This window comes from Actinocrinis sp. (genome assembly GCF_035605935.1).
Classification (GTDB): Bacteria; Actinomycetota; Actinomycetes; order Streptomycetales; family Catenulisporaceae; genus Actinocrinis.
Map to the genome: position 1 here is coordinate 1 of NZ_DATNGK010000201.1, position 20,288 is coordinate 20,288.

A 20,288-nucleotide genomic window follows, 5' to 3' on the forward strand; every position below is an offset into this window, starting at 1 on the left:
GTTCCGGCCGCGCCAGCGCCACGCTGATCGACCGTCAGCCGCCGCTTATTTAACGGATGAGTAAGTAGGCGGCGCGGGCCGCGGTCACGCCGGGGAGAGCTTCTGCAGAAAAGCCGCGAGCTGACCGGCCGCGCCCGCGGCTATCAGGCCTCGACTCTGGTCCTCGGCCAGCCGCGCATCGAAGTTCGAGATCTTATCCTTGATCATCTGCAGCAGCCCTTGGCCGCCGTTCTGCTCGTATGAGTCGACCCCGTTCTCCAAGTCCAGCACCAGATTCTGCAGATCGCCCGCCGCATTGGCATCGACGACGGTGGAGCCTTCTGACGACATGAGCTGGATCATCGCGCGCAACTGTTCCAGGTAGCCGATCGGGTCGCTGACCGGCAGCCCGCCCCTCGGCGCGACGGGTGTTGCGCTCGGCGCAGTCTCCGGACTGGCGGACGGTACGGAGCCGGGCGTCGCGGGGGTGGAGCCGGTTGGCGATCCGTTGCCGGGCGTGGCTCGCGGTCCGGTCGACGTGCCGCTCGAGGGGCCGGCCCCGCCGCTGCTCGTCGCGCCGGCACCTGGCGCCGCGGACGAGGTCGGCGCGGAAGCGGCCCGCGTGTGCCCCACCGCCGTGATCGCGGACTGGGTGATGGTGATGCGCGTGGGCATTCCGCCCGGCGGCACGGTCCCGTGGCCGTCGGCGAGAGTGAATGTAAGTCCGCCGACCAACGCCACCGCGGTAGCCGATGCCGCGACTTCCAGGCGTCGCAGGGTCCTCATATCGCGGTGCCGGCCCGGGCGTTTGGCCGGCGGCGCAGCCTCCTGTGCGTGCCGGGCGTGCGCGCCGCCGCGCATCGACGAGCCACTGTGCGGAATCGGAATTCTCGGCCCCGGTGTGGTTCCGCGCAGTCGATGAGCCATCTGCGCGGCGGTCGGCCGCAGCCGAGGCCGCCCCTCCGAACATTCCGCCAGGAGTGCACGGAACACGTCCGCTGCGCCACGCGGACCTGACGACAGTCCGCGCGGTGGACGGGCGGTCTGTTCTGGATCCGTGCCGCCGCCGGGCAGGCTCCCAGTTAGCGCCTCATACAGGACGACGCCGGCCGCGTAGACGTCACCGGCGGAGGTGGTCGGCATACCGGGAATCCATTCCGGCGGCCGATACCGGACCCTCGCGGCCACGATGACCGGGTCCGGTGCGGTGTGATGCGCGGCCCAACTTTCCAGTGCGGCCAACCCGAAATCGGTCAACCGCGCGTTCACCGCGCCGTCAACCACCGTGCCGTCGTCGGCTGGCTCGAGCAGCACATTCGACGGCTTCACTCGGCCATGTGCCAAGCCGGCTTCGTGTGCGGCCGCCAACGCGTCACACACTTGCGCCACGATCCGCGCCGCTTCGGCCGGGGGCAACGCGCCGGTGCTCGCCAGCTTCGCCTCAAGACTCTGACCGGGCACGAGACGGGAAATCAGCACCCATCGACCCTCGTCGGCCACGATGTCGTCCACGGCGACTAGCCCCGGATGAGCCAGCCGGCGCACCGCGTCCAGGGTGCGGATCACCTGATTCCAGCGAACCGCGGCGGACAGGCCGTTCCCGGGGGTCGAATCAAGCTGCACGAGTCTGGCGACACAGTCCGCTCCGGTCGTCAGATCCCAGCCACGCCACAACGAGCCGTCGGCGCCGCCGCCGAGTTGCTCGAGCAGCTCGTACCGCGCGCCGATCCAGCGCGGATCAGACATGCACTACTCCTCTGGGGCCTAGTCACGCGGCCGGCATGTTCCATTGCTGTCCGGCCGCGCCGCACAGCCCCATCAGCACGACAGTCTGCTGATGCATGTTGTTCGTGGTGGCCTCGCTGACCCAGAGGCCTGACCCGGAGTTGTCGAGATATCTCGACCGACGTCGACCGTAATCACCGCCTAACAAGACCAGAGTTGCCTGGTCAGAGGCACGCGTGTTAATTGCCTGAGCGGTAAGGTACTACGAAGTCTGCCATGCTGCACAGACCTGGAGGCCGTTCTATCGATTTCGGTTCGATCGGCCGCGTCCGGGCCCTGAGATGCCGCAGAGTCGGGCCGCGCGAAGGCCGCGGTGACCGATCCACGGTCGCGCGGGTGCGTCGGCGAGTCGCGGCTCCGTATCTTCCGCGACTCGCCGACGCCTCGATGACGCTGCCTCATTGACGAGGCCTGCTACATGCTGGGCTCCGGCCGCACCGAAGCGGTGACTCGGCGGTGACGCGCGAGCCGGCCGGAGAGCCAGTAGCCGACGACCATCACCGCGACCACGGCGAGAGTTTCCAGCACGCCGAGTGTCCAGGTGGAGGCGACGGCCTCCTTGGGCGGGAGTTTGGGCAGCTTGCCGAGCGGTCCGGTGGCGTGCCGGGCCAGATCGGCCTGGTACGCCTGGTTGCGGGCCGACCCGTGCAGGAAGGGCGCGACGAACAGCAAGGCGATACCCAACAGCGCCTCACCGGCGACTACTGCGGGGAATCGGCGAACCAGGATCGTGCGTAGCGGGCGCTGGTCCCCGGCCGCCCGCAGCGCATCAATCCGCGGATGTAGCCAGAACTGGTTGGCGGCGCCGAGCAGCAGCAGCGCGCCGAAAATCAGGATCTTGACACCAAGTACGCGCCCGTACATGGTGGTGAACAGCTGCGAAGGACCGTCCACGTGCTCCCAGTAGAGGAACAGACCGGATAGTCCCACGGCGGCGACGCAGCTCATCGCGGTGGCCGAGAAGCGGCGGATCGCCGGCGACCAGAAAGCCTGCCGATCGGCCGGGGCGATCGCGCCGGGCAGGGTGAGCAGCGCCAGACCGGCCAGGCCACCAAGCCAGACCGCGCCGCCGAGCAGGTGCAGCATCCAGACGACGGTCTCGAAGATGCCGCGGCCCCAGTTGGCCGGCGCCGTGTCAGGGAACTTAGTGATGCCGAGCGCGACGGCTCCGGCACCGAGGCTCACGGCCAGCAACAATCGGCGAGCCGGGGCGGCCGAGCGGGAGCGCAGGGCCAGCGGGATAAGCGCGACGGTGCCCACCAGCAGGAGTGTGACCTCCAGACCGGAGAGCAAGCCGGCGACGCTGCCGTCGTAGAGCGAGTTCCAGGCGGTCGTGTAGTTGTAGCCGCCCTTCTTCCCCGAGTGTGCGAGGGAAGTGAGCACCGCGGGCACCGCGAGGGCGCCGAGCCCGATGCTGACTCGGGCAAGACGCCTGGTCACCGTGGAAAGCGTCGCTGCATTGAGCCGATCGGCCGCCGGGCCCGTGGAGATCAACGACAGCGCGGTCACCCCGACGAAACCCATCAGGGTCACCCAGGTGAGCCAGGAGACGGCGCTGTCCTCGAAGGAGCCGAGCGGGGTTGACGGAATCGGCGCCGCCTGCGGTAACAGCGCTAGCAGCTGATCGGACGTGGGCATGAGCGATCACCTCGAATGCGAACCGGGAAGATGAAAACTTAGGTTAGGCTAACCTAAGTTGATCAGTCAATGGGTGTCGCGGATCGAGTTTTGTGGCGATCAGTTTTGAACTCAGACGCCCTCTCAGGCCTCGGCGGCGGCGAGCGCCGCGCAGTCGGCGATCAGTGCGCGGTAGTGCTGATAGCGCGCGGCCATGCCGATCAGGACGACGCCGACGAGGTGCCCGCCGCGGTGGTAGCCGACGGCGACCTCGTCGTCGAGGTCTCCTTCCAGGACGCGCACATCTTCCGCGCCGAGGCCGACCGCACCGAAGGACTGGAGCCGCAGATCGTACTGATCGCTCCAAAACGACGGGATAGGTGCGAAGGGCACCGGGTCCGGGTCGGCGCCGATCAAATGGCGTCCAAGGGTGTTGCCGGCCTTCTTTGCGGTGTCGGTGACCATGGTCCAGTGCTCAACTCGGCGCGGGACCTCATCAAAGAGCAGATTCGGGAACCTGGCGATGTCCCCGCACGCGACCACGTCCGGCCGCCCTTGCACCCGCAGCAAGTTGTCGCAGAGCACTCCATCGCTCAGGTCGAGCCCGTTGCCTTGTAGCCAGCCGGTATTGGGGACGCAGCCGACGGCCTCGATCACCGCGTCGGCGGCCAGTTCGGTGCCGTCGTCGAGTACTACGGACGTGACGCGATCCGGGCCCTCGAATCGGACCGGCAGCCTGCCCAGGTGAAACCGCACCCCGTGCGCCTCGTGCCGCTGTCGCAGGGCACTGCCTAGCTCGGCGCCGAGGGGACGCTCGATCGGTACCGGCTCCGGCGCGACGATGTCGACTTCAAGCCCGAACCCGCGCGCCACCGCGGCTACCTCGCAGCCGATGAACCCGGCGCCGATGACGACGAGCCGGCCGCCGGGTGTCAGTTCCCTGCGGAGTGCCGCGATGTCATCGAGAGTGCGGATGACATGCCGCCCGGCGAGCGGTCCGGGGATCGGCACGCGACGCGGACTCAGCCCGGTAGCCACCACCAGACCGGCCCAGTCCAGCCTGTCGCCGTTGTCGAGGGTGACCGTCCGAGCGGCCAGATCCGCTGCGATGACGCGCTCGCCGAGCCACCATCGCACGTCCTGTGCGGCGCGCGGGACTCGGAATGCAAGATCGGCCGCACCGGTGGACCCCAACAACGCATCCTTGGATAGCGGCGGACGGTTGTACGGCATGTGCGGCTCGTCGCCGATCACCGTGATCTCCCCGGTGAATCCCGCCTTGCGCACGGCTTCCGCCGCGCGCAGTCCGCCCATCGACGCGCCGACCACCACGCACCGCTGCTCGCGGTCAACCCCGGATCCGCCGGTCATGTCAGCCCTCGACCATGATCGCCTGGAGCGGGCACGCGTCGGCGGCCTCTTCGACGTCATCGCGCAACGACTCGTCCAAGTCCGCGGAGGTGTACTTGCTGCCCGTAGTCTCGGCGCGGAAGGAGAGCTTGCCCTGGTCGTCGAGGGCGAAGACACTCGGAGCGGAAAAGACGCACTGACCGTGGTCCTGGCACTTGTTCAGATCGACGGTGATACGCATGGCGGCGAGCACTCCTGGTGTGGTTTTCGGCTTTGCGCGGTCTGGCTTATCGTTCAGGTCGATCGGCGCGGTGCGGCCGGACGCCGCGGAATTCCCAGTCGCCGCCTTGGGCGGTGGACAGGACTTCCTCGCTCTCGCTCGGCTGCGCGCCGACGTCGGTACGCACCGGAATCGGCCCGGCCACAATGTGGTTCCTGAGCCGGCCGAGGCCCTCGACTTCGACCTCGACGACGTCGCCGGGGTAGACCGTGCGGGAGAAGGCCGGGGTTCCGGACAGCAGCACGTCGCCCGGGTTGAGCGTGATGGTGCGGGCGATGTCGGCGACGAGGTAGTGCATGTCCCACTGCATCTCATCCGTGCTCGCCTCCTGCTTGACCTCGCCGTTGACGAGGGTGCGCAGCGTCTTGCCGCGGAAGTCCCAGTCATCGACGATACCGGGACCGAGCGGGCAGAGCGTGTCAGAGCCCTTAACCCGCAGCATCGAACCGGCGTCGGTGTCACGGAAATCGTGCAGCCCATAGTCGTTCGCGACGGTATAACCGGCGATGTAGTCCCCTGCCTCCTTCGGCGCGATGTTGCGCGTCGTGCGGCCGATCACGATCGCGATTTCGCCTTCGTAGTTGAGCCACTTGCAGCCTTCCGGCCGCACCACGGCGCCGCCGTGGGCGTTGAGAGCGGAGAGAGGCTTCTGGAAGTAGGTCGGCGCGGCGGGCAGGCGGGTGCCGAATTCCTCAACGCGGCTGCGGTAATTCAGGTGCACCGCGATGACTTTGGTCGGCACGACCGGCGGCAGGTGCACGGCCTGTTCCGTGGTCACGGTGCGCCCGTCGCCCGCTCGCAACAGGTCTCCCTCGCGCACGACCTCGACGGCAGTGCCGTCGAGCAGGATGCGGCGGTATTCGGTCAACTGGTCACGCTCCATCTCGCGAAAGCGGGGTTCGGGCAGCCTGAGCGCCTCGGGCTGCCCGCGCAGCAGCGGCGAATTCGGGCACTGCGAGGTCGTCGGCGGTCAAGCTGGTCGCGCGTGGTCTCGCGAATCCGGTGGCCGGTCGATCGAACCACAGGTGTACCTGTCCGGTGCCCACCGAATTCTCGTATTCGCCGTACTTGCGGGCACGCGCGGTGCAGTCGCTCTCTCCCAACGCCCCCATCATCATCAAGTAGTGGCCGAAGCGCGCCTCGGGCTTGAAGCGGAAGAACTCCGGCATGGTCTCCAGGACTCGCGCGTGGTCGCCCTTGGTGAACCACTCGATCCGCTCCAGGTCCGCGGCCGCCGCCTCAGGCGTGAAGATGTGCTCGACACCGGCCGCCTCGTGCTTTCGCAGCTCACGCAGCGGCCAGAAGGTGTGACTGAGCGCGCCGGACGCGATCAGGACGACGCGCCGGTCCGTCGCGGTGATCGCGTCCCCGAGCGCCCGGCCGAGCCGCAGGTGGTCCTCGGCGTCCCCGGTCTGGCACACCCCAATCGAGAGCCACCGCTTGTCCGGCAGGCCGCGGCCGAGGTACTCCCAGAGGTTGGTGGTGGCGTAGAAGATCGGCAGCTGGTGATCGTCGATCGCGGTGATCCAGGTGCCGTGCCGGCCCGCCTGCCCGGCAATCGCATGCGCCAACTCCGGATCGCCCGGGAAGTCGTAGGGGCGCCGGCACATTCCGCGCGGCAATTCCTCCGAGGTGAACAGGCCCGAGCGTCGATCCTGCGCCGTGACGACGAACTCGACCGTCGTGGCCCAGTGCGAGTCGAGCACGACGACCGTGTCGTAATCGAGCACGTCGAAGACCTCGGCCCGCAGCTGCTGCAGGCCCGCGACGAGCGTGCTGTCCTCGCCGTGATTCAGGTCGCGCCGCTCCTGCTCGGGCAGCGCGATCGTGGGGACGTGGGCCAGCAGTCCGGCCCCGACCACTTCGCCCATCTCAGTCCTCTTCCCTGCTCTGTGCCTCGACCGAGCCCTCGCGGCCATCGCGCCACCCCGCCGGAGCGAACACCGTGTTCTTTACTTCGCAGTAGAAGTCGAAGGACCAGGTGCCGCCCTCACGCCCGACGCCGGATTGCCGGGCACCGCCGAACGGCGCGCGCAGGTCGCGCACGAAGAAGCAGTTGGTCCACACCGTCCCGGCCACCAGCCGCGCCGAAACCCGCTGCGCGCGCTGCCGATCACCGGTGAACAGGATCGCGGCCAGGCCGAACGCCGAATCGTTCGCGGCCGCCACGACCTCGTCCTCCTCGGTGAAGGTGTGCAGCACGAGTACCGGGCCGAACACCTCCGCGGTGGCGATTTCGCTGCGCGGGTCGACGTCAGTGAACAGCGTGGGCCGGTAGTAGAGCCCGCCCAGTTCCTCGTTGGGACCGCCGCCGAGCAGCACGGTCGCCCCGGATTGCTTGGCGCGCTGCACGAATCCGTCCACGCGGGCCAGGTGCTCGGGGTGGATCGAGGGACCGATGTCGGTCGCCTCGTCGCGCGGATCCCCCTGCCTCAGAGCCTTGGTTCGCTCGATGAAGCGCGCCACGAATTCGTCCCGGATCGACTCCTCGACGTACAGGCGAGTGCCGGAGAGGCACACCTGCCCGGCGTTGTCGTACTGCTCGACCGCATTGGCCACGGCCAGATCGAGATCGGCGTCGGCGAACACGATGAACGGGGACTTGCCGCCGAGTTCCAGCGAAAGCGGGGTGAGGTTGGCGGCGGCCGAGCGGGCGATGTGGCGCGCGGTCGGCACCGAGCCGGTGAACGAGACGCGCCGCACGCCGAGATGCGCGACCAGGGCCGCGCCGGCTTCCTCGCCGATGCCCTGCACGACGTTGAGCACGCCTGGCGGCAGCCCGGCCTCGGCAGCGATATCAGCGAGCAGCGACGCGGTCAGCGGCGACCACTCCGAGGGCTTGAGCACGACCGTGTTCCCGGCCGCGAGGGCGGGCGCGACCTTCCACGTCGCGAGCATGAGCGGGGCGTTCCACGGCGAGATCAGGACACAGACACCGGCAGGGTCCCAGGAGACGTGGTTGGTGTGGCCGCGGGTCTCGAAGTCCGGGTGGCCCAGCTGCGAGACGAGGTAATCAGCGAAGAAGCGGAAGTTGTGCGCGACCCGGGGCATCACGCCGCGCCGGTGCGAGCGAATCAGCGCGCCGTTGTCGGTGGTCTCGACGATCGCCAGTTCCTCGAGGCGCTTCTCCACGCCGTCCGCGATCGCGTGCAGCAGTCGAGCGCGCTCGGCGGGCGCGGTGGCGGCCCAAGCGGGGAAGGCGGCCTCGGCGGCAGCCACCGCGGCCTCGGCCTCGGCCGCGCCGCCCCGGGAAATCTGCGCGATCACGGCGCCGTCGATCGGGCTGTGATCCGCGAATACGGCCGCATCGGCGGACTCGACCCGTCTGCCGCCGATCCAGTGGCGGGTGTCTACGCCGACTCCGGCGACGACCGCGACGCTCATTGGTGGCTCCTGGTTCTAGAAGGCTCGGCGGTATATCGTTTGGACCCAAACGTATCCCCGGTTCGCCGGGCGGTCAACGGGAGGGCCAGATGCCGGTCGCGCAGATCGACCCGGTGGGACAGGTGGACTGGATCGCGCGGGCGGCCGTGCTCAAGCCGCCGGAGGGCCTGTTCATCGGTGGCGAGTACCGGGCCGCCGAGAGCGGCGCGAGCCGCGAGATCCGCTCGCCGCGTGACGGAGCGGCGCTGGCGAACCTCGCCTGGGCCTCGGCCGCGGACGCGGATCGTGCAGTCGCGGCGGCGCGCGAAGCCTTCGATCGAGGGCCGTGGCCGAGGATGCACCCCCGCGAGCGCGGTGAGGTGCTGCGCCGCTTCGCGGAGCTCGTCGAGGCGCACCGGGAGCAGGTGGCGCTGCTGATCACGCTGGAGATGGGCAAGCCGATCCGGCACGCTTACGAGATCGAAATGCGTGCCCTCATTCGCTGCCTGCGCTACTACGGCGAACTCGCCGACAAGAATCAGGGCGAGATCCCGCCGACCGCCGAGGGCGAGCTCGCGCTGGTCACGCACGAACCGGCCGGCGTGGTCGCGGCCGTGGTGCCCTGGAACTTCCCGATCACCTTGGCCGGCTGGAAGATCGGGCCGGCGCTGGCGGCCGGTTGCACCGTGGTGCTCAAGACCGCCGAGCGCAGCCCGCTGTCGATGCAATACGTCGCGGCTCTCGGAGCTGAGGCGGGACTGCCGCCGGGCGTACTCAATGTCCTGTCCGGCGATGGCGCGGTCGTCGGCCGCGCGCTCGGCAGCCATGGCGATGTCGACGTGCTCACCTTCACCGGCTCGACCGAGGTTGGCCGCCACTTCCTGCGCTACGCCGCCGACTCCAACCTCAAGCGGGTCTACCTGGAGCTCGGCGGGAAATCGCCGAACATCATCCTGCCCGACGCACCCGACCTCGACGCGGCGGCGGACACCGCCGCGTGGGCGATCTTCTTCAACTCCGGCGAGATGTGCACGGCGGGCTCGCGCCTCGTGGTGCACGAGGCAGTGGCCGACCGGGTACTCAACCGCGTCGTCGAAACAGCCGCGTCCTGGTATCCGGCGGATCCGTTGCTGCCCTCGACTCGGATGGGCCCGCTGGTGGACCACGCGCACCTGAAGCGCGTGCGCAGCGCGATCGCCCTCGGTATCGAGCAGGGAGCGCAGCTGTTGACCGGTGGTGCACTGGCGCACCCCGACTCAGGAGGCTGCTATCTGGAGCCGACCGTTCTCACTGACGCGTCTCGCGGCAACATCCTGATCCGCGAGGAGATCTTCGGGCCAGTGCTGGCGGTGCAGACCGTGCGCGACGAGGAAGAGGCAATCGCGGTCGCGGGCGACACACCGTACGGCCTCGCGGCGGCGGTGTGGACGACCGATCTCGGCACGGCGCACCGGGTGGCGCGGCGACTGCGCGCCGGAACCGTGTGGGTCAACTGCTACGAGGAGGGCGACATGAACGCGCCCTTCGGCGGGGTAAAGCTGTCGGGCTTTGGCCGGGACAAGTCACGTCACGCGCTGGATGAGTACCGCGACATCAAGACGACCTGGATCAACTATGGCTGACACACTTCAGCGTGCAAGGCACAGACCACTGATTCTCATCCCGTCCCGGTTCTCCGACAGCGCATCAGCCCTCCGCTACCGCGCCGAGGTCGGCGCCCGTGCGCTTGTCGAGGCGATCTTCCAGGCCGGCGGCGAGCCACTGCTCATGCACCCGCACGCTCCAGGCGGCCAAGCCGACCTCGGCGACGTACGCGACCGCCTCGCCGTCGCGGACGCGATCCTGCTGCCTGGCGGCGGCGATCTGGACCCATCCTGGTCAGGACAGAACCCTCATCCAAGCCAGTACGACGTAGACCTCGAACAAGACGCCTTCGACCTCGCCGTCGCCCACGTAGCCCTGGAGTCCGACCTTCCACTGCTGGCCGTCTGCCGCGGCGCCCAGGCGGTCAACATCGCGCTCGGCGGGAGCACGATCCAGGACATGGATGAACGCGGTGGCCATCATCGCCACCGCGTTCATGACATCGCCACCGAGGCGGACTCGCTGCTGGCCGAGGCGTGCGGGCCGCGCGTCATCGCGTCCTGCTATCACCATCAGTGCATTGATCGACTCGGCGATGGCCTGTTCTGCACGGCGCGCGCCGAGGACGGCGTGATCGAGGCGATCGAGATGCCCGGCCGGCGTGGCTGGTTCCTCGGGACGCAATGGCACCCCGAGGACACCGCGGCCACCGACCCGGCGCAGGCCGCCCTCTTCAGCGCGTTCGTTTCAGCCGCGGCTCACCGTCCGCGCTCGCGCAGTGCGTTCGCTCAGTCCAGCAGTCCGTTGTAGTCCGGCAGCTTGAAGGTGGCCTGCGCGTAGCCACCATCCAGGTCGCTCTGGCTGTTGCCGATGTTGGCGACGATCGTGTAGCCGTCTGCGGTGATCTGCTGGCGCGCGCCGGTCTTGAAGGTCTGCAGCGACTCGAACAGCTGGATCGGGTTGCGGCTGTACAGGCCGTCCACCTGGTAGCCGACGCTGGTGAGGTTGTTGCGGGTGAACAGGTCGATGATGTCCGGGCGGCCGGTGACGAAGAACACCTTCGCTCCGTGCGCGGCGGCGTACTTGGCCAGCGCGAGCACCGGCGGCGTCGCCGGGATCGGGTATGACGAGTTGAAGTAGGCCGCGAGCGCGGTGTTGTCGATGTCGAGCACGATCGCGGGCTTCTCACCGGCCGCCGTCGTGGCCAGCGCGCCGGTCAGGTAGATCTGGGCCTGATTCGTGACCGCGGTGACGTCGGAGATCCATTGCGCGTAGGTGACCGTGGTCGCCGCGCTGCTCGCGGCGGTGACGGCGGCGGGCCGCGCCGTCTGGGCCAGCGCGGGTGCGGCGGTGCCGAGCGCGAGGACGGCGGTGAGCGTCAGGGTGAGCGAGGCGGCGGTGCGGCGGCCGCCGAGCGGTGTGGGCATCGCGAAGTTCCTTTGTGAGTGGCCTGATACCTGATGCCCTCAGAGGATCTCCGGGCGCGGCGGCGTACGGAAGAGGAGAACATGAATAATCCTCAAATTTTGCCGACGCGCTCGCTCCGCGTTCGCCGCGGGCCGCTCACCCCAGCCCGGTCACTGCCCGGCCGAGCCCCACTCCATCTCCTCGACCGTCGCGACCATGGTGCGCAGGTGCTCGGTCAGGCCGGGCAGGTCGCCTGCCTCGATCCGGGCGATGACCTCCGCCTCGGCCGCGTTGAACTTCGGGTAAAGCTCCTCCATCAGCGCGACGCCCGATTCGGTGAGCCGCAGCTGGACCAGGCGCCGGTCGGACGAGTCGACCTCGCGAGTGAGCCAGCCACGCGACTCGAGGGTCTTGGCCACTCCGGTCAGCGTCCCCTTCGAGATCGCGGCGCTTTGCGCGGCATGGCGGGTTTCCAGGCCGTCGAAGATCCAGACGACCCAGAGCACGACGAAGCCGGTCCAGCTCAGGTCGTGCTCGCGCAGCACCGAGTTGGTCAGGTGGTTGCGCACCGCGTTGGCGGCCCGGTACAGGCTGGAGACCGCGAGCGCCGCCGGGAAGTCGAGCCGCATCTTCCCTATGTGCGCGCTCATCGCCTTCTCGGTGGCGGCAAGCCCGAAATCGTTCGACATGGGGCAATCGTACGGCGTCAAACGAAGGCGCGGATCTCGCGAGGTCACAGCGCTGCGTGACAGCGCTATGTCACAGCATTTTCAGTGATGTGCCGCCGTCCCAGACCACGCCCACCTGGCGGTAGTAGCCGCCGATGATCTCGTGTACCTCGAGCCGTGCCAGTTCCTCGGTCGGCGCCTCGAACAGCCGCAGGTCCGCCTCGCCGCGCCAGGCTTGCCCGGCCTGCACTTCGCTCGCCCCGGTCTCGATCAGCTCGGCGAAAGCGTCGCCCGCCGCGCCCCTGGCGATGTTCGGCAAGATCCGGTGATGGGCCATCGGATTGGCGTTGACGAAGCCGTTCGTCTCCGATTCCGCGGTGAGCGTCAGCACCACCTCGGCCAGTCGCCGGTCGCCAGCGGCCAGCGTCGCGCCGAACTTCGCCCCCGCAGCGATCTGCGGTGCGGCCTGGCTGAACGGATGCGGGCGGGTCTGCCAGATCGAGCCGAGCTTCTTGGGATAGCCCTGGTGGATCCCGCGCGCGACCGCGAAGTCCTTATCCACCCATATATACACGCAGCGCGAGTAGGTGCGACCCTGGTACGAGCAGCGCACGACCACGAACGCCTCCTTGTACTGCGCGCGCACCGGGTCGAGCAGTTCCTCCCGGGACGCCGAGCAGGACTGCCAGTCCGCCCAGATCAACGCGACCGCGCCGGGGTCCTCGTCGGCGAGTTCCAGCGGCGCCGGCAGCAATTCGGCGACCCGCGCGGGATCGGTGCGGTACTCGACGGTCAGCAGGTCGCCGGAGTAGTACCAGGGCGGCGCCGGGATGAGCGCGGCGCGGCCGGTGGAGGTGCGCGGATAGAAGAAGCCTTGCTGGGCGGTCATCGGGCGCTCCGTGGTTTGGTGAGAACACGGCTTTTGAATGGCACGCTTTGAACAGGCCCGCTGTACGCGGGCCGTTTTACACGGGCACAGTCGTTTGGGTCCGTACGATACCGGTCGACGGCCTTCGCCGGAACCCTTGCCAGCCGGGCGGGCCGCGATTATCGTTCGGGTTCAAACGACTTCACGCCACCCGACAGAGGAGGGGTAGTGGGTCACCACGACGCCGCCGACCTTGACACCGCCGCAGCAGCGCTGATCGAGCGCGGGATCGACGTCGTGCGGCTCGGCTATCCCGACTTCATGGGCACCGAACGCGGCCGGGATCTCCTGGTCTCCCGATTCGCCCGCACGGTCGGCGACGGCGTCGCGTTCTGCCGCACGATCTACGGCACCAGCCCGCGCGGCGACGTCATCGAGATCGATCAGGGCGGCCTGGCGGACGGACTTCCCGACGTGGTCGCCTTCCCCGACCTTTCCACGATGCAGGACGTGCCATGGGAGCCCGGAGTCGCGCACTGCATCGCAGATGTCTTCAATCCGGACGGCACGCCCTCCCAGGAGAGTCCGCGCACCGTGCTGCGCTCCGTCGCCGCCCGCTTCGCCGAGCTGGGCATGCGCCCGACCGTCGGCCCTGAGCTCGAGTTCTATCTGCTCGAACGCGACAGCGCGAACCCGACCGGCTGGCGCCGCTACGGCGAGGCGAGCGGGAACGTGTACGTGGCCGGGCGCAAGGGCGACCCGGAGAACGTGCTGCTGCGCGCGCTGCGTCAGCTGGAGGGTTACGGCGTGGACGCGGTCGCGGCCAACCATGAGTTCTGCAGCGGCCAGTTCGAGATCAACCTTTGGCACTCGCCCGCCCTCGACGCCGCCGACCGCGCCTTCCGGTTCAAATCCGCGGTCAAGGAGCTGGCCCGGCAGGAGGACAAGCTGGCCACCTTCATGGCAAAACCCTTCAACGACGAGGGCGGCTCCGGCTTCCATCTGCACTTCTCCACCTGGGACGAGGACGGCCGACCGCTGTTCGATGATCCGGCCGAAGCGGACGGCCTGTCGAAGACCGCGCTGTCCGCGATCGCCGGAGTGCTAGCGCACGCGCCCGCTCTCACCGCCCTGGCCAACCCGACCATCAACTCGTACAAACGCTTCGGCCCCGACACCCTCGCGCCATGGCTGATCGACTGGGGTCTGGACAATCGCAGCGCGATGATTCGCATCCCGCCGGAACGCGGCCGCGCCTCGCGCCTGGAACTGCGCCTCGGCGACGCCACCGCGAACCCGTACCTGATCATCGCGGGCCTGCTGGCCGCCGCCTACCTCGGCATCCGTGACGGGCTCACTGCGCCTGAGCCGCTGACCGGTTACGGCTACGACCCGGCAAAGGCTGACAAGATCCCGCAGCACCTCGGCGCGGCGCTGGACGCGCTAGAGGCCGACGCCGACTTCGCCGAGTTGCTCGGCCCGCGCTTCGTGTCCGCCTTCCTCGCCTACAAGCGCAACGAGCTCGAACGCTTCTCCCGCTGGGTCACCGACTGGGAGTTCCACGAGTACGCCTACCATCTGTGATCCTCGAGGACTGACATGACAAGCACAACGCACGGTCCGGCGCGCGCCGGCCAGGACCTCGGCATCGACCTCGCCGACCTCGACTCGTTCGAGCGCGGCGAGGCCTGGCCGCTGTTCGACGCGCTACGCCGCGACGCCCCGGTGCACTGGAACCCCGAGCCGGCTCCGAACTCAGGGTTCTGGGCGATCACCCGGCACGAGGACATCGTCGCGATCGACCGCGACCCGCAGACCTTCACCTCGACCAACTTCGTCAACTTGGAAGAGGTCGATGACGAGCTGATCGAGATTCGCCGCTCGATCCTGGAGTCCGACGGTGACCGGCACCGCGCGCTGCGCAAGCTGCTGCAACGCGATTTCGGCGGCCAGACGCTGCTCAGATACGAGGAGTTTCTGCGCGCGCTGACCGAGAGCACCGTCGAGGCGGCGCTGCGCAAGGGCGAGTTCGACTTCGTCAAGGAGGTGAGCGCCGACTTCCCGATCAGAGTGCTGGCACGGATGCTGGACGTCCCGGACGCGGACACCGGCCGGCTGATCGCCTGGGGCAACCGGATGATCGGCAATACCGACCCCGACTACGCGGACGTGCTGCTCGGCCATGCGGACAGCGACAAGTACAAGCACCTGCCGTTCCGCTCCCCGGCCGCCTTGGAAGTGTTCGAATACGGCCGGAAGCTGGCGGCCGAGCGGCGCGGCGGGGACGGCGAGGATCTGGTCAGCAAGCTGGTCAACCGGCAGCCCATGGACGGCGAGCCGCTGACCGCGACCGAGTTCGACAACTACTTCCTGCTGCTGGTGGTGGCCGGCAACGAGACCACCCGGCACACCATCAGCCATTCGATGCTCGCGCTCTTGCAGAACCCTGATCAGCTCGCCCTGCTCCAGCGGCGCCCCGAGCTCATCCCGGGCGCCGTCGAGGAGATGCTGCGCTGGGCCAGCCCGGTCTACCACTTCCGGCGCACCGCGACCCGGGACGTGGAGCTTCGCGGACGCGAGATCCGCGCCGGCGACAAGGTCGTGATGTGGTTCGCTTCCGGCAACCGCGACGAAGAGGTCTTCGATGACCCGTACCGCTTCGACGTCACCCGCTCCCCCAACGACCACGTCGCCTTCGGCAAGGGCAGCCCGCACTTCTGTCTCGGCAACAACCTCGCCCGGCTGGAGATCCGGCTGATGTTCGAGACGCTGCTGCCGCGCATTGGCCGCGCCGAACTGGCCGGGCCGGTCAAGCGGGTGCGCAGTAACTTCGTCAACGGAATCAAGACGCTGCCGGTTCGCATCGACGCACGCTGAGCGCTGGCTTTTGTGTGCCTCGGCACTCGACCACCGCGGACCGGCCCCCGACACATCCGCCCGGGAGGCACCTGATGCGCGCCCTTTGCGTCCTGCACGACGCTTTCTCGTCTACCGGCCTCATCGGCGACGCGCTGCGAGCGCGCGGCTGGCAGGTCGACGAGACACTGATCGTGCCGGCCGAGCGGTACGACGCGCCCGACGTCGACTTCTCGTTCCCCGATCACCGCGATTACGACCTGCTCGTCCCGATGGGTGCGCCGTGGTCCGCGTATGACGACGCGGCCGTCGGCCGGTGGCTCGTGCCCGAGCTGAACTGGCTCTCGCGCGCCGTCGCGTCCGGCGCAGCCGTGTTCGGCATCTGCTTCGGCGCACAGGCACTCGCCCGCGCGCTCGGTGGCTCGGTCACTCTCTCGGCACATCCCGAGATCGGCTGGACGGTCATCGAACCGGTGGATCCCGGCCTGATCTCGCCCGGGCCCTGGTTCCAGTGGCACTTCGACACCTTCACACCGCCGCCCGGAGCCACCGTGTTGGCCCATACAGTTCCGGCTAAAAACGCGGCCGCTGTACAGGCGTATCGGATCGGTCGCAGCCTCGGCGTGCAGTTCCATCCCGAGGTCACCGCGCTCGACATCAAGATGTGGCTCGGCAACGGCGGCGACGCGCAGGTCCGCTCCCGCGGCATCGAACCGGCCGACCTGCTCACCGAAGCCGCTCGCCAGGAAGAGGCCGCGCGGGCCCGCGCCAACGACCTGACCGACGCCTATCTGCGGAAGATCTTCGCAGCTTAGGCGGCGGATCGGGCGCCGGAAAATACCGGTCGCGCAACCATTGCCATCCAAACGTTTGGACCCATACGATTCACCCCACCCGGAATCGCGACCACAGGGGCCAAGGAGGCGCCATGGACACGCAGCAGGCCGAGCACCGACGTCTTGCCGGATCACTCACGCTGGTCGACGCGATCGCGCAGTCGGTCGGCGTGATGGGTCCCGTCTTCTCCATCGCCTTCCTCGTTCCGCTTCTAGTCGGGCTCAACGCCTCGGGCAGCGGCGCGGGAACCGCCGCACCGCTCGCGGTTCTCATCGCGGCGGTCGGCGTGCTCGGCCTCGGCTGGATCGTCGCGCAGTACGCGCGCCGGATTCACGCCGCCGGTTCGCTCTACGACTACGTGACCGACGGACTCGGCAAACGGGTCGGGGCGGCGGCCGGACTGCTTTACTACATCGGCATCCTGGCACTCGGCGTCGGCATCCTGGTGATGATCGGCGGCACGATCCACGACACCTTGCAGGCAGAGTTCAACATCGCTCCGCTGCCGGACGCCGTCTGGGACCTGATTCTCCTAGTCGGCCTCGGCGCGGTGCTCTACCTCGGCGTCGCGCTCTCCACGCGGGCACAGCTCACTCTGGCGCTGATCTCTTTCACCGCGGTGCTGATCTTCGCGGTCTACGTCATCGCGAAGCTCGGCGGCGGCAACCACGTCGCCACCGCGTTCAAGCCGAGCAGTTCGCCGCAGGGCATGCGCGGCGTGATGTTCGGCGTGCTCTACGGCGTGCTGCTGTTCACCGGTTTCGAGGCCGCCGCGAACCTCGGCGAGGAGACCGCGCATCCCAAGCGCGACATCCCCCGCGCGGTGCTCATCTCGGTGCTGGCGGTGGCAGGGTTCTACATCATCGCCTCGTACGCGCAGGTCGCCGGATACCACTTCAGCCTGGACTCGCTCGGCAAGAACGCGGGCGCACCGCTGTTCGGCCTGGCCGGACCGGCCTCAGCCGGCGGATTCGGCTCGGTCGTGGTGCGGCGGCTGCTGGAGCTGGTGGTGGTCTTCGACATGCTCGCCGTGCTGATCGGCTGCGCGGTTTCCGCAACTCGAGGCCTGTTCGCCCTCGCCCGCGACAACCGCCTGCCCGCCCCGCTCGCCCGCATCTCGGTCCGGCGCGGCACCCCGCTCGTGGCCGCCGCGGTCGTGCTGGCCGCCCACCTGATCGTGATCATCCTGACCGCCGCGTGGTCCGGCCTGCTCGCCCAGGCCGGTCTGCCGCACTACGTCGCCATGTTCAGCTGGGGTTCGACCTTCGGCGGCTTCGCCCTCGCGGTCATCTACCTGCTGATGGCGGTCGGAGCCTTGCGTGGGCTGCGCGATCACCAACGTCTGTGGGCGGTGTACCTGGCGGGCGTCGTCGGCATCGCGGTAACCGGCGCGGCTATCTTCGGGTCCTTCTATCACGTGACCGCGCCGGTGATCTACGCCCCGTACGCCGCGCTGGCGATACTCGTCCTCGGCTTCGTACTCGCCTTCACCCACCGAGAGGACGGCGCGGCGAGTGGAGCCACGGCCAGCGCACCCGCCGCCGCAGCGACCGCTGCCGCTGAGTGAGCCCACGCTGACATCTCTGCCTCACCGCGCAGGAAGGCAATCGGTGCCCACTCCCCGCATGCTGCTCATCCTCAGCGAGAACTGGACCATGACGTCCGGCCGCGACCTGCCCACGCTCGTGCGCTGGGCTCGCGAGGCCGAGGACGCCGGATTCGACGCGGTGATGATCAGCGAGCACGTGGTGCTCGGCCCCGACGCCGGCGCGCGCGGCGTGATGGGCAATCCGCGCGAGTATGCGCTGCCGGGAAACCAGGACCCGTACACACCCTGGCCGAACTCGCTCATGCTGCTTTCCGCCATCGCCTCGGCGACCAGCCGGATCAGGCTGGTCGCCGGCGCGGTGCTGGCGCCGCTACGGCACCCGCTGCTGCTCGCACGCGAGCTGGGTACCCTCGATCTACTCAGCGAGGGACGACTCGTCGTCCAGCCCACGGTCAGCTGGAGCCGCGACGAATATGCCGCGCTCGGCGTCCCGTTCGGGCAACGCGGCCGGATCCTCGATGAGCAACTGGAGATCATGGACCGGCTCTGGCGCGAATCGCCGGTCACCCACCACGGCGAGTTCTTCCACTTCAACGAGGTCTACTTCGAGCCGAAGGCCTATCGCCCCGACGGCCCGCGAATGTGGTTCGGCGGCCAAGACATGCATGACCGGCTGCTCAAGCGGCTGGTGCGTTACGGCCACGGCTTCCATCCCCTCGGCGAACCGACCCAGGCCGACCTTGCTCGCCTTCGCGCGGGCCTTGCCGCCGCCGGACGCGCCGACGAACCGCTGGAACTGATCGGCGGCACCCGCGCGGTCTTCCCCGACGAGCGCTCCTGCGCCGACCTCGGTCAAGCGATGGCCGATCTGCCCGAGCAGCTGGAGAAGGGCTTCACCACTTTCTGCCTCAAGCCCTCGCAGTTCACCGACGACGCTGATGGCGTCGACGCGCTCTGCAAAGAGGTCATGCGGCGCGCCGAGGCGATGTCGCGCTAGCCAGCCAACCGACTGACGCCCGCACCTGATCACTAACATGGTGCGCGGACGTGGCCCGTCCGGTGACCGGAATCTTTTGGCACTTCTCCACAAAAATGCGGAGCGCGGCCTGCTCCGGTCACCACGTTCCGTTACCTGCCGATAGACGAAAGACTGTTCTTGGCAGGGGAACGGGGAGACGGTCCCCCGTTGTGCGTTGGCCACAAGAAAGGGCTTGCATCGGTGTTCACTCGCGTCGCCATCGTCAACCGAGGTGAGGCCGCGATGCGGCTGATCCACGCAGTCCGGGACCTCGCCGCGCAGACCGGTACACCGATCGAGACGGTCGCGCTGCACACCGACGTCGACCGGACGGCCACGTTCGTGCGCGAGGCAGACCTCGCCTACGACCTCGGCCCGGCCTCCGCTCGCCCGTATCTCAATCACGCGGCGCTCGAGCGCGCGCTGGTGGAGACCAAGGCGGACGCCGCGTGGGTCGGCTGGGGCTTCGTCGCCGAGGACCCGGCGTTCGCCGAACTGTGCGACCGGATCGGTGTCGCCTTCGTCGGCCCAAGCGCCGAGGCGATGCGGAAACTCGGCGACAAGATCGGCGCGAAGCTGATCGCCGAGGAGGTCGGCGTGCCGGTCGCGCCCTGGAGCCGCGGTGCGGTCGAGACCCTGGAGGCGGCGGTCCGCGCCGCGAGCGAGGTCGGCTATCCGCTGATGCTCAAGGCGACCGCGGGCGGCGGCGGACGCGGCATCCGCGTCATCACGAACGAGGCCGAATTGGTCGACGCCTACGAGCGCACCAGCCAGGAGGCGTTGCGCGCGTTCGGCAGCGGCGTGGTCTTCCTGGAGCGGCTGGTCACCGGCGCGCGGCACGTCGAGGTGCAGGTCATCGCCGACGGCCAAGGCACGGCGTGGGCGGTCGGCGTGCGCGACTGTTCCGTGCAGCGGCGCAACCAGAAGGTGATCGAGGAGTCGGCGTCGCCGGTGCTCAGCCCCGAACAGGCGGCCGAACTCAAGTCCTCCGCCGAACGGCTCGCGGTCTCGGTGGGCTACTGCGGCGCGGCGACCGTCGAATTCCTCTACCACCCCGGCGAGCGGCTGTTCGCCTTCCTGGAAGTCAACACGCGGCTCCAGGTCGAGCACCCGATCACCGAGACGAC

18 protein-coding genes are annotated in these 20,288 nt (G+C 68.8%); 8 read left to right on the top strand and 10 right to left on the bottom strand.

Features of this window, described 5'->3' with window-relative positions; translation table 11 throughout:
• Nucleotides 1-84: 84 nt before the first annotated feature.
• From VN779_RS16030 to VN779_RS16060, 7 genes are all read right to left on the bottom strand, one after another.
• On the bottom strand, nucleotides 85-1,725 hold the full coding sequence (locus VN779_RS16030; protein WP_325724037.1) for a serine/threonine-protein kinase: 1,641 nt from the start codon (nucleotides 1,723-1,725) through the stop codon (nucleotides 85-87).
• Between the two features lie 453 nt (nucleotides 1,726-2,178).
• Nucleotides 2,179-3,402: a CopD family protein gene (locus tag VN779_RS16035; protein WP_325724039.1), complete on the bottom strand. Its 1,224-nt coding sequence runs from the start codon at nucleotides 3,400-3,402 to the stop codon at nucleotides 2,179-2,181.
• A gap of 123 nt (nucleotides 3,403-3,525) precedes the next feature.
• Nucleotides 3,526-4,752 carry an NAD(P)/FAD-dependent oxidoreductase gene (locus tag VN779_RS16040; RefSeq protein WP_325724041.1) on the bottom strand — a complete coding sequence of 409 codons (1,227 nt, stop codon included), beginning with the start codon at nucleotides 4,750-4,752 and terminating at the stop codon, nucleotides 3,526-3,528.
• 1 nt (nucleotide 4,753) lies between these two features.
• On the bottom strand, nucleotides 4,754-4,972 hold the full coding sequence (locus tag VN779_RS16045) for a ferredoxin (protein WP_325724043.1): 219 nt from the start codon (nucleotides 4,970-4,972) through the stop codon (nucleotides 4,754-4,756).
• A 46-nt stretch (nucleotides 4,973-5,018) separates the two neighbouring features.
• Nucleotides 5,019-5,879 carry a fumarylacetoacetate hydrolase family protein gene (locus VN779_RS16050; protein ID WP_349260821.1) on the bottom strand — a complete coding sequence of 287 codons (861 nt, stop codon included), beginning with the start codon at nucleotides 5,877-5,879 and terminating at the stop codon, nucleotides 5,019-5,021.
• A gap of 4 nt (nucleotides 5,880-5,883) precedes the next feature.
• Nucleotides 5,884-6,882, bottom strand: a complete 999-nt coding sequence (locus VN779_RS16055) for a hypothetical protein (protein ID WP_325724047.1) — start codon at nucleotides 6,880-6,882, stop codon at nucleotides 5,884-5,886.
• Nucleotide 6,883: 1 nt separating this feature from the next.
• The gene (locus VN779_RS16060) at nucleotides 6,884-8,395 is read right to left on the bottom strand and encodes an aldehyde dehydrogenase (protein ID WP_325724049.1); all 1,512 of its coding nucleotides are present in this window, start codon (nucleotides 8,393-8,395) and stop codon (nucleotides 6,884-6,886) included.
• An 89-nt stretch (nucleotides 8,396-8,484) separates the two neighbouring features.
• Between VN779_RS16060 and VN779_RS16065 the strand changes: the two genes are divergently transcribed.
• Together VN779_RS16065 and VN779_RS16070 are read left to right on the top strand one after the other, a co-directional pair.
• A complete protein-coding gene (locus VN779_RS16065) occupies nucleotides 8,485-9,996 on the top strand; it encodes an aldehyde dehydrogenase family protein (protein ID WP_325724051.1) in 1,512 nt (503 codons plus the stop codon).
• Entirely contained in the window at nucleotides 9,989-10,768 is a 780-nt protein-coding gene (locus VN779_RS16070; RefSeq protein WP_325724053.1) for a gamma-glutamyl-gamma-aminobutyrate hydrolase family protein, read from the top strand. The genes VN779_RS16065 and VN779_RS16070 overlap by 8 nt, the downstream gene beginning before the upstream one ends.
• On the opposite strand, the gene VN779_RS16075 is transcribed toward VN779_RS16070, so the two are convergent.
• The 3 genes from VN779_RS16075 to VN779_RS16085 form a co-directional block, all read right to left on the bottom strand.
• Nucleotides 10,747-11,385: an HAD family acid phosphatase gene (locus tag VN779_RS16075; protein WP_325724055.1), complete on the bottom strand. Its 639-nt coding sequence runs from the start codon at nucleotides 11,383-11,385 to the stop codon at nucleotides 10,747-10,749. The genes VN779_RS16070 and VN779_RS16075 overlap by 22 nt on opposite strands.
• Nucleotides 11,386-11,535: 150 nt before the next feature.
• The gene (locus VN779_RS16080) at nucleotides 11,536-12,054 is read right to left on the bottom strand and encodes a MarR family transcriptional regulator (protein ID WP_325724057.1); all 519 of its coding nucleotides are present in this window, start codon (nucleotides 12,052-12,054) and stop codon (nucleotides 11,536-11,538) included.
• A gap of 70 nt (nucleotides 12,055-12,124) precedes the next feature.
• Entirely contained in the window at nucleotides 12,125-12,922 is a 798-nt protein-coding gene (locus VN779_RS16085) for an acetoacetate decarboxylase family protein (protein WP_325724059.1), read from the bottom strand.
• 207 nt (nucleotides 12,923-13,129) lie between these two features.
• Between VN779_RS16085 and VN779_RS16090 the strand changes: the two genes are divergently transcribed.
• From VN779_RS16090 to VN779_RS16115, 6 genes are all read left to right on the top strand, one after another.
• Nucleotides 13,130-14,485, top strand: coding sequence for a glutamine synthetase family protein (locus VN779_RS16090; RefSeq protein WP_325724061.1), 1,356 nt, complete (start codon nucleotides 13,130-13,132; stop codon nucleotides 14,483-14,485).
• Between the two features lie 15 nt (nucleotides 14,486-14,500).
• Complete coding sequence (locus VN779_RS16095; protein WP_325724063.1) at nucleotides 14,501-15,778, top strand: cytochrome P450; 1,278 nt, start codon at nucleotides 14,501-14,503, stop codon at nucleotides 15,776-15,778.
• Nucleotides 15,779-15,852: 74 nt separating this feature from the next.
• Nucleotides 15,853-16,572: a type 1 glutamine amidotransferase gene (locus VN779_RS16100; RefSeq protein WP_325724065.1), complete on the top strand. Its 720-nt coding sequence runs from the start codon at nucleotides 15,853-15,855 to the stop codon at nucleotides 16,570-16,572.
• A gap of 113 nt (nucleotides 16,573-16,685) precedes the next feature.
• Nucleotides 16,686-18,161, top strand: a complete 1,476-nt coding sequence (locus tag VN779_RS16105) for an APC family permease (RefSeq protein WP_325724067.1) — start codon at nucleotides 16,686-16,688, stop codon at nucleotides 18,159-18,161.
• 58 nt (nucleotides 18,162-18,219) lie between these two features.
• Nucleotides 18,220-19,140 (top strand): TIGR03619 family F420-dependent LLM class oxidoreductase, encoded by a 921-nt coding sequence (locus tag VN779_RS16110; protein ID WP_349260822.1) that lies wholly within the window; start codon nucleotides 18,220-18,222, stop codon nucleotides 19,138-19,140.
• A gap of 222 nt (nucleotides 19,141-19,362) precedes the next feature.
• Nucleotides 19,363-20,288: biotin carboxylase N-terminal domain-containing protein (locus VN779_RS16115; protein ID WP_325724071.1), on the top strand; the 926-nt coding region annotated here is incomplete at its 3' end.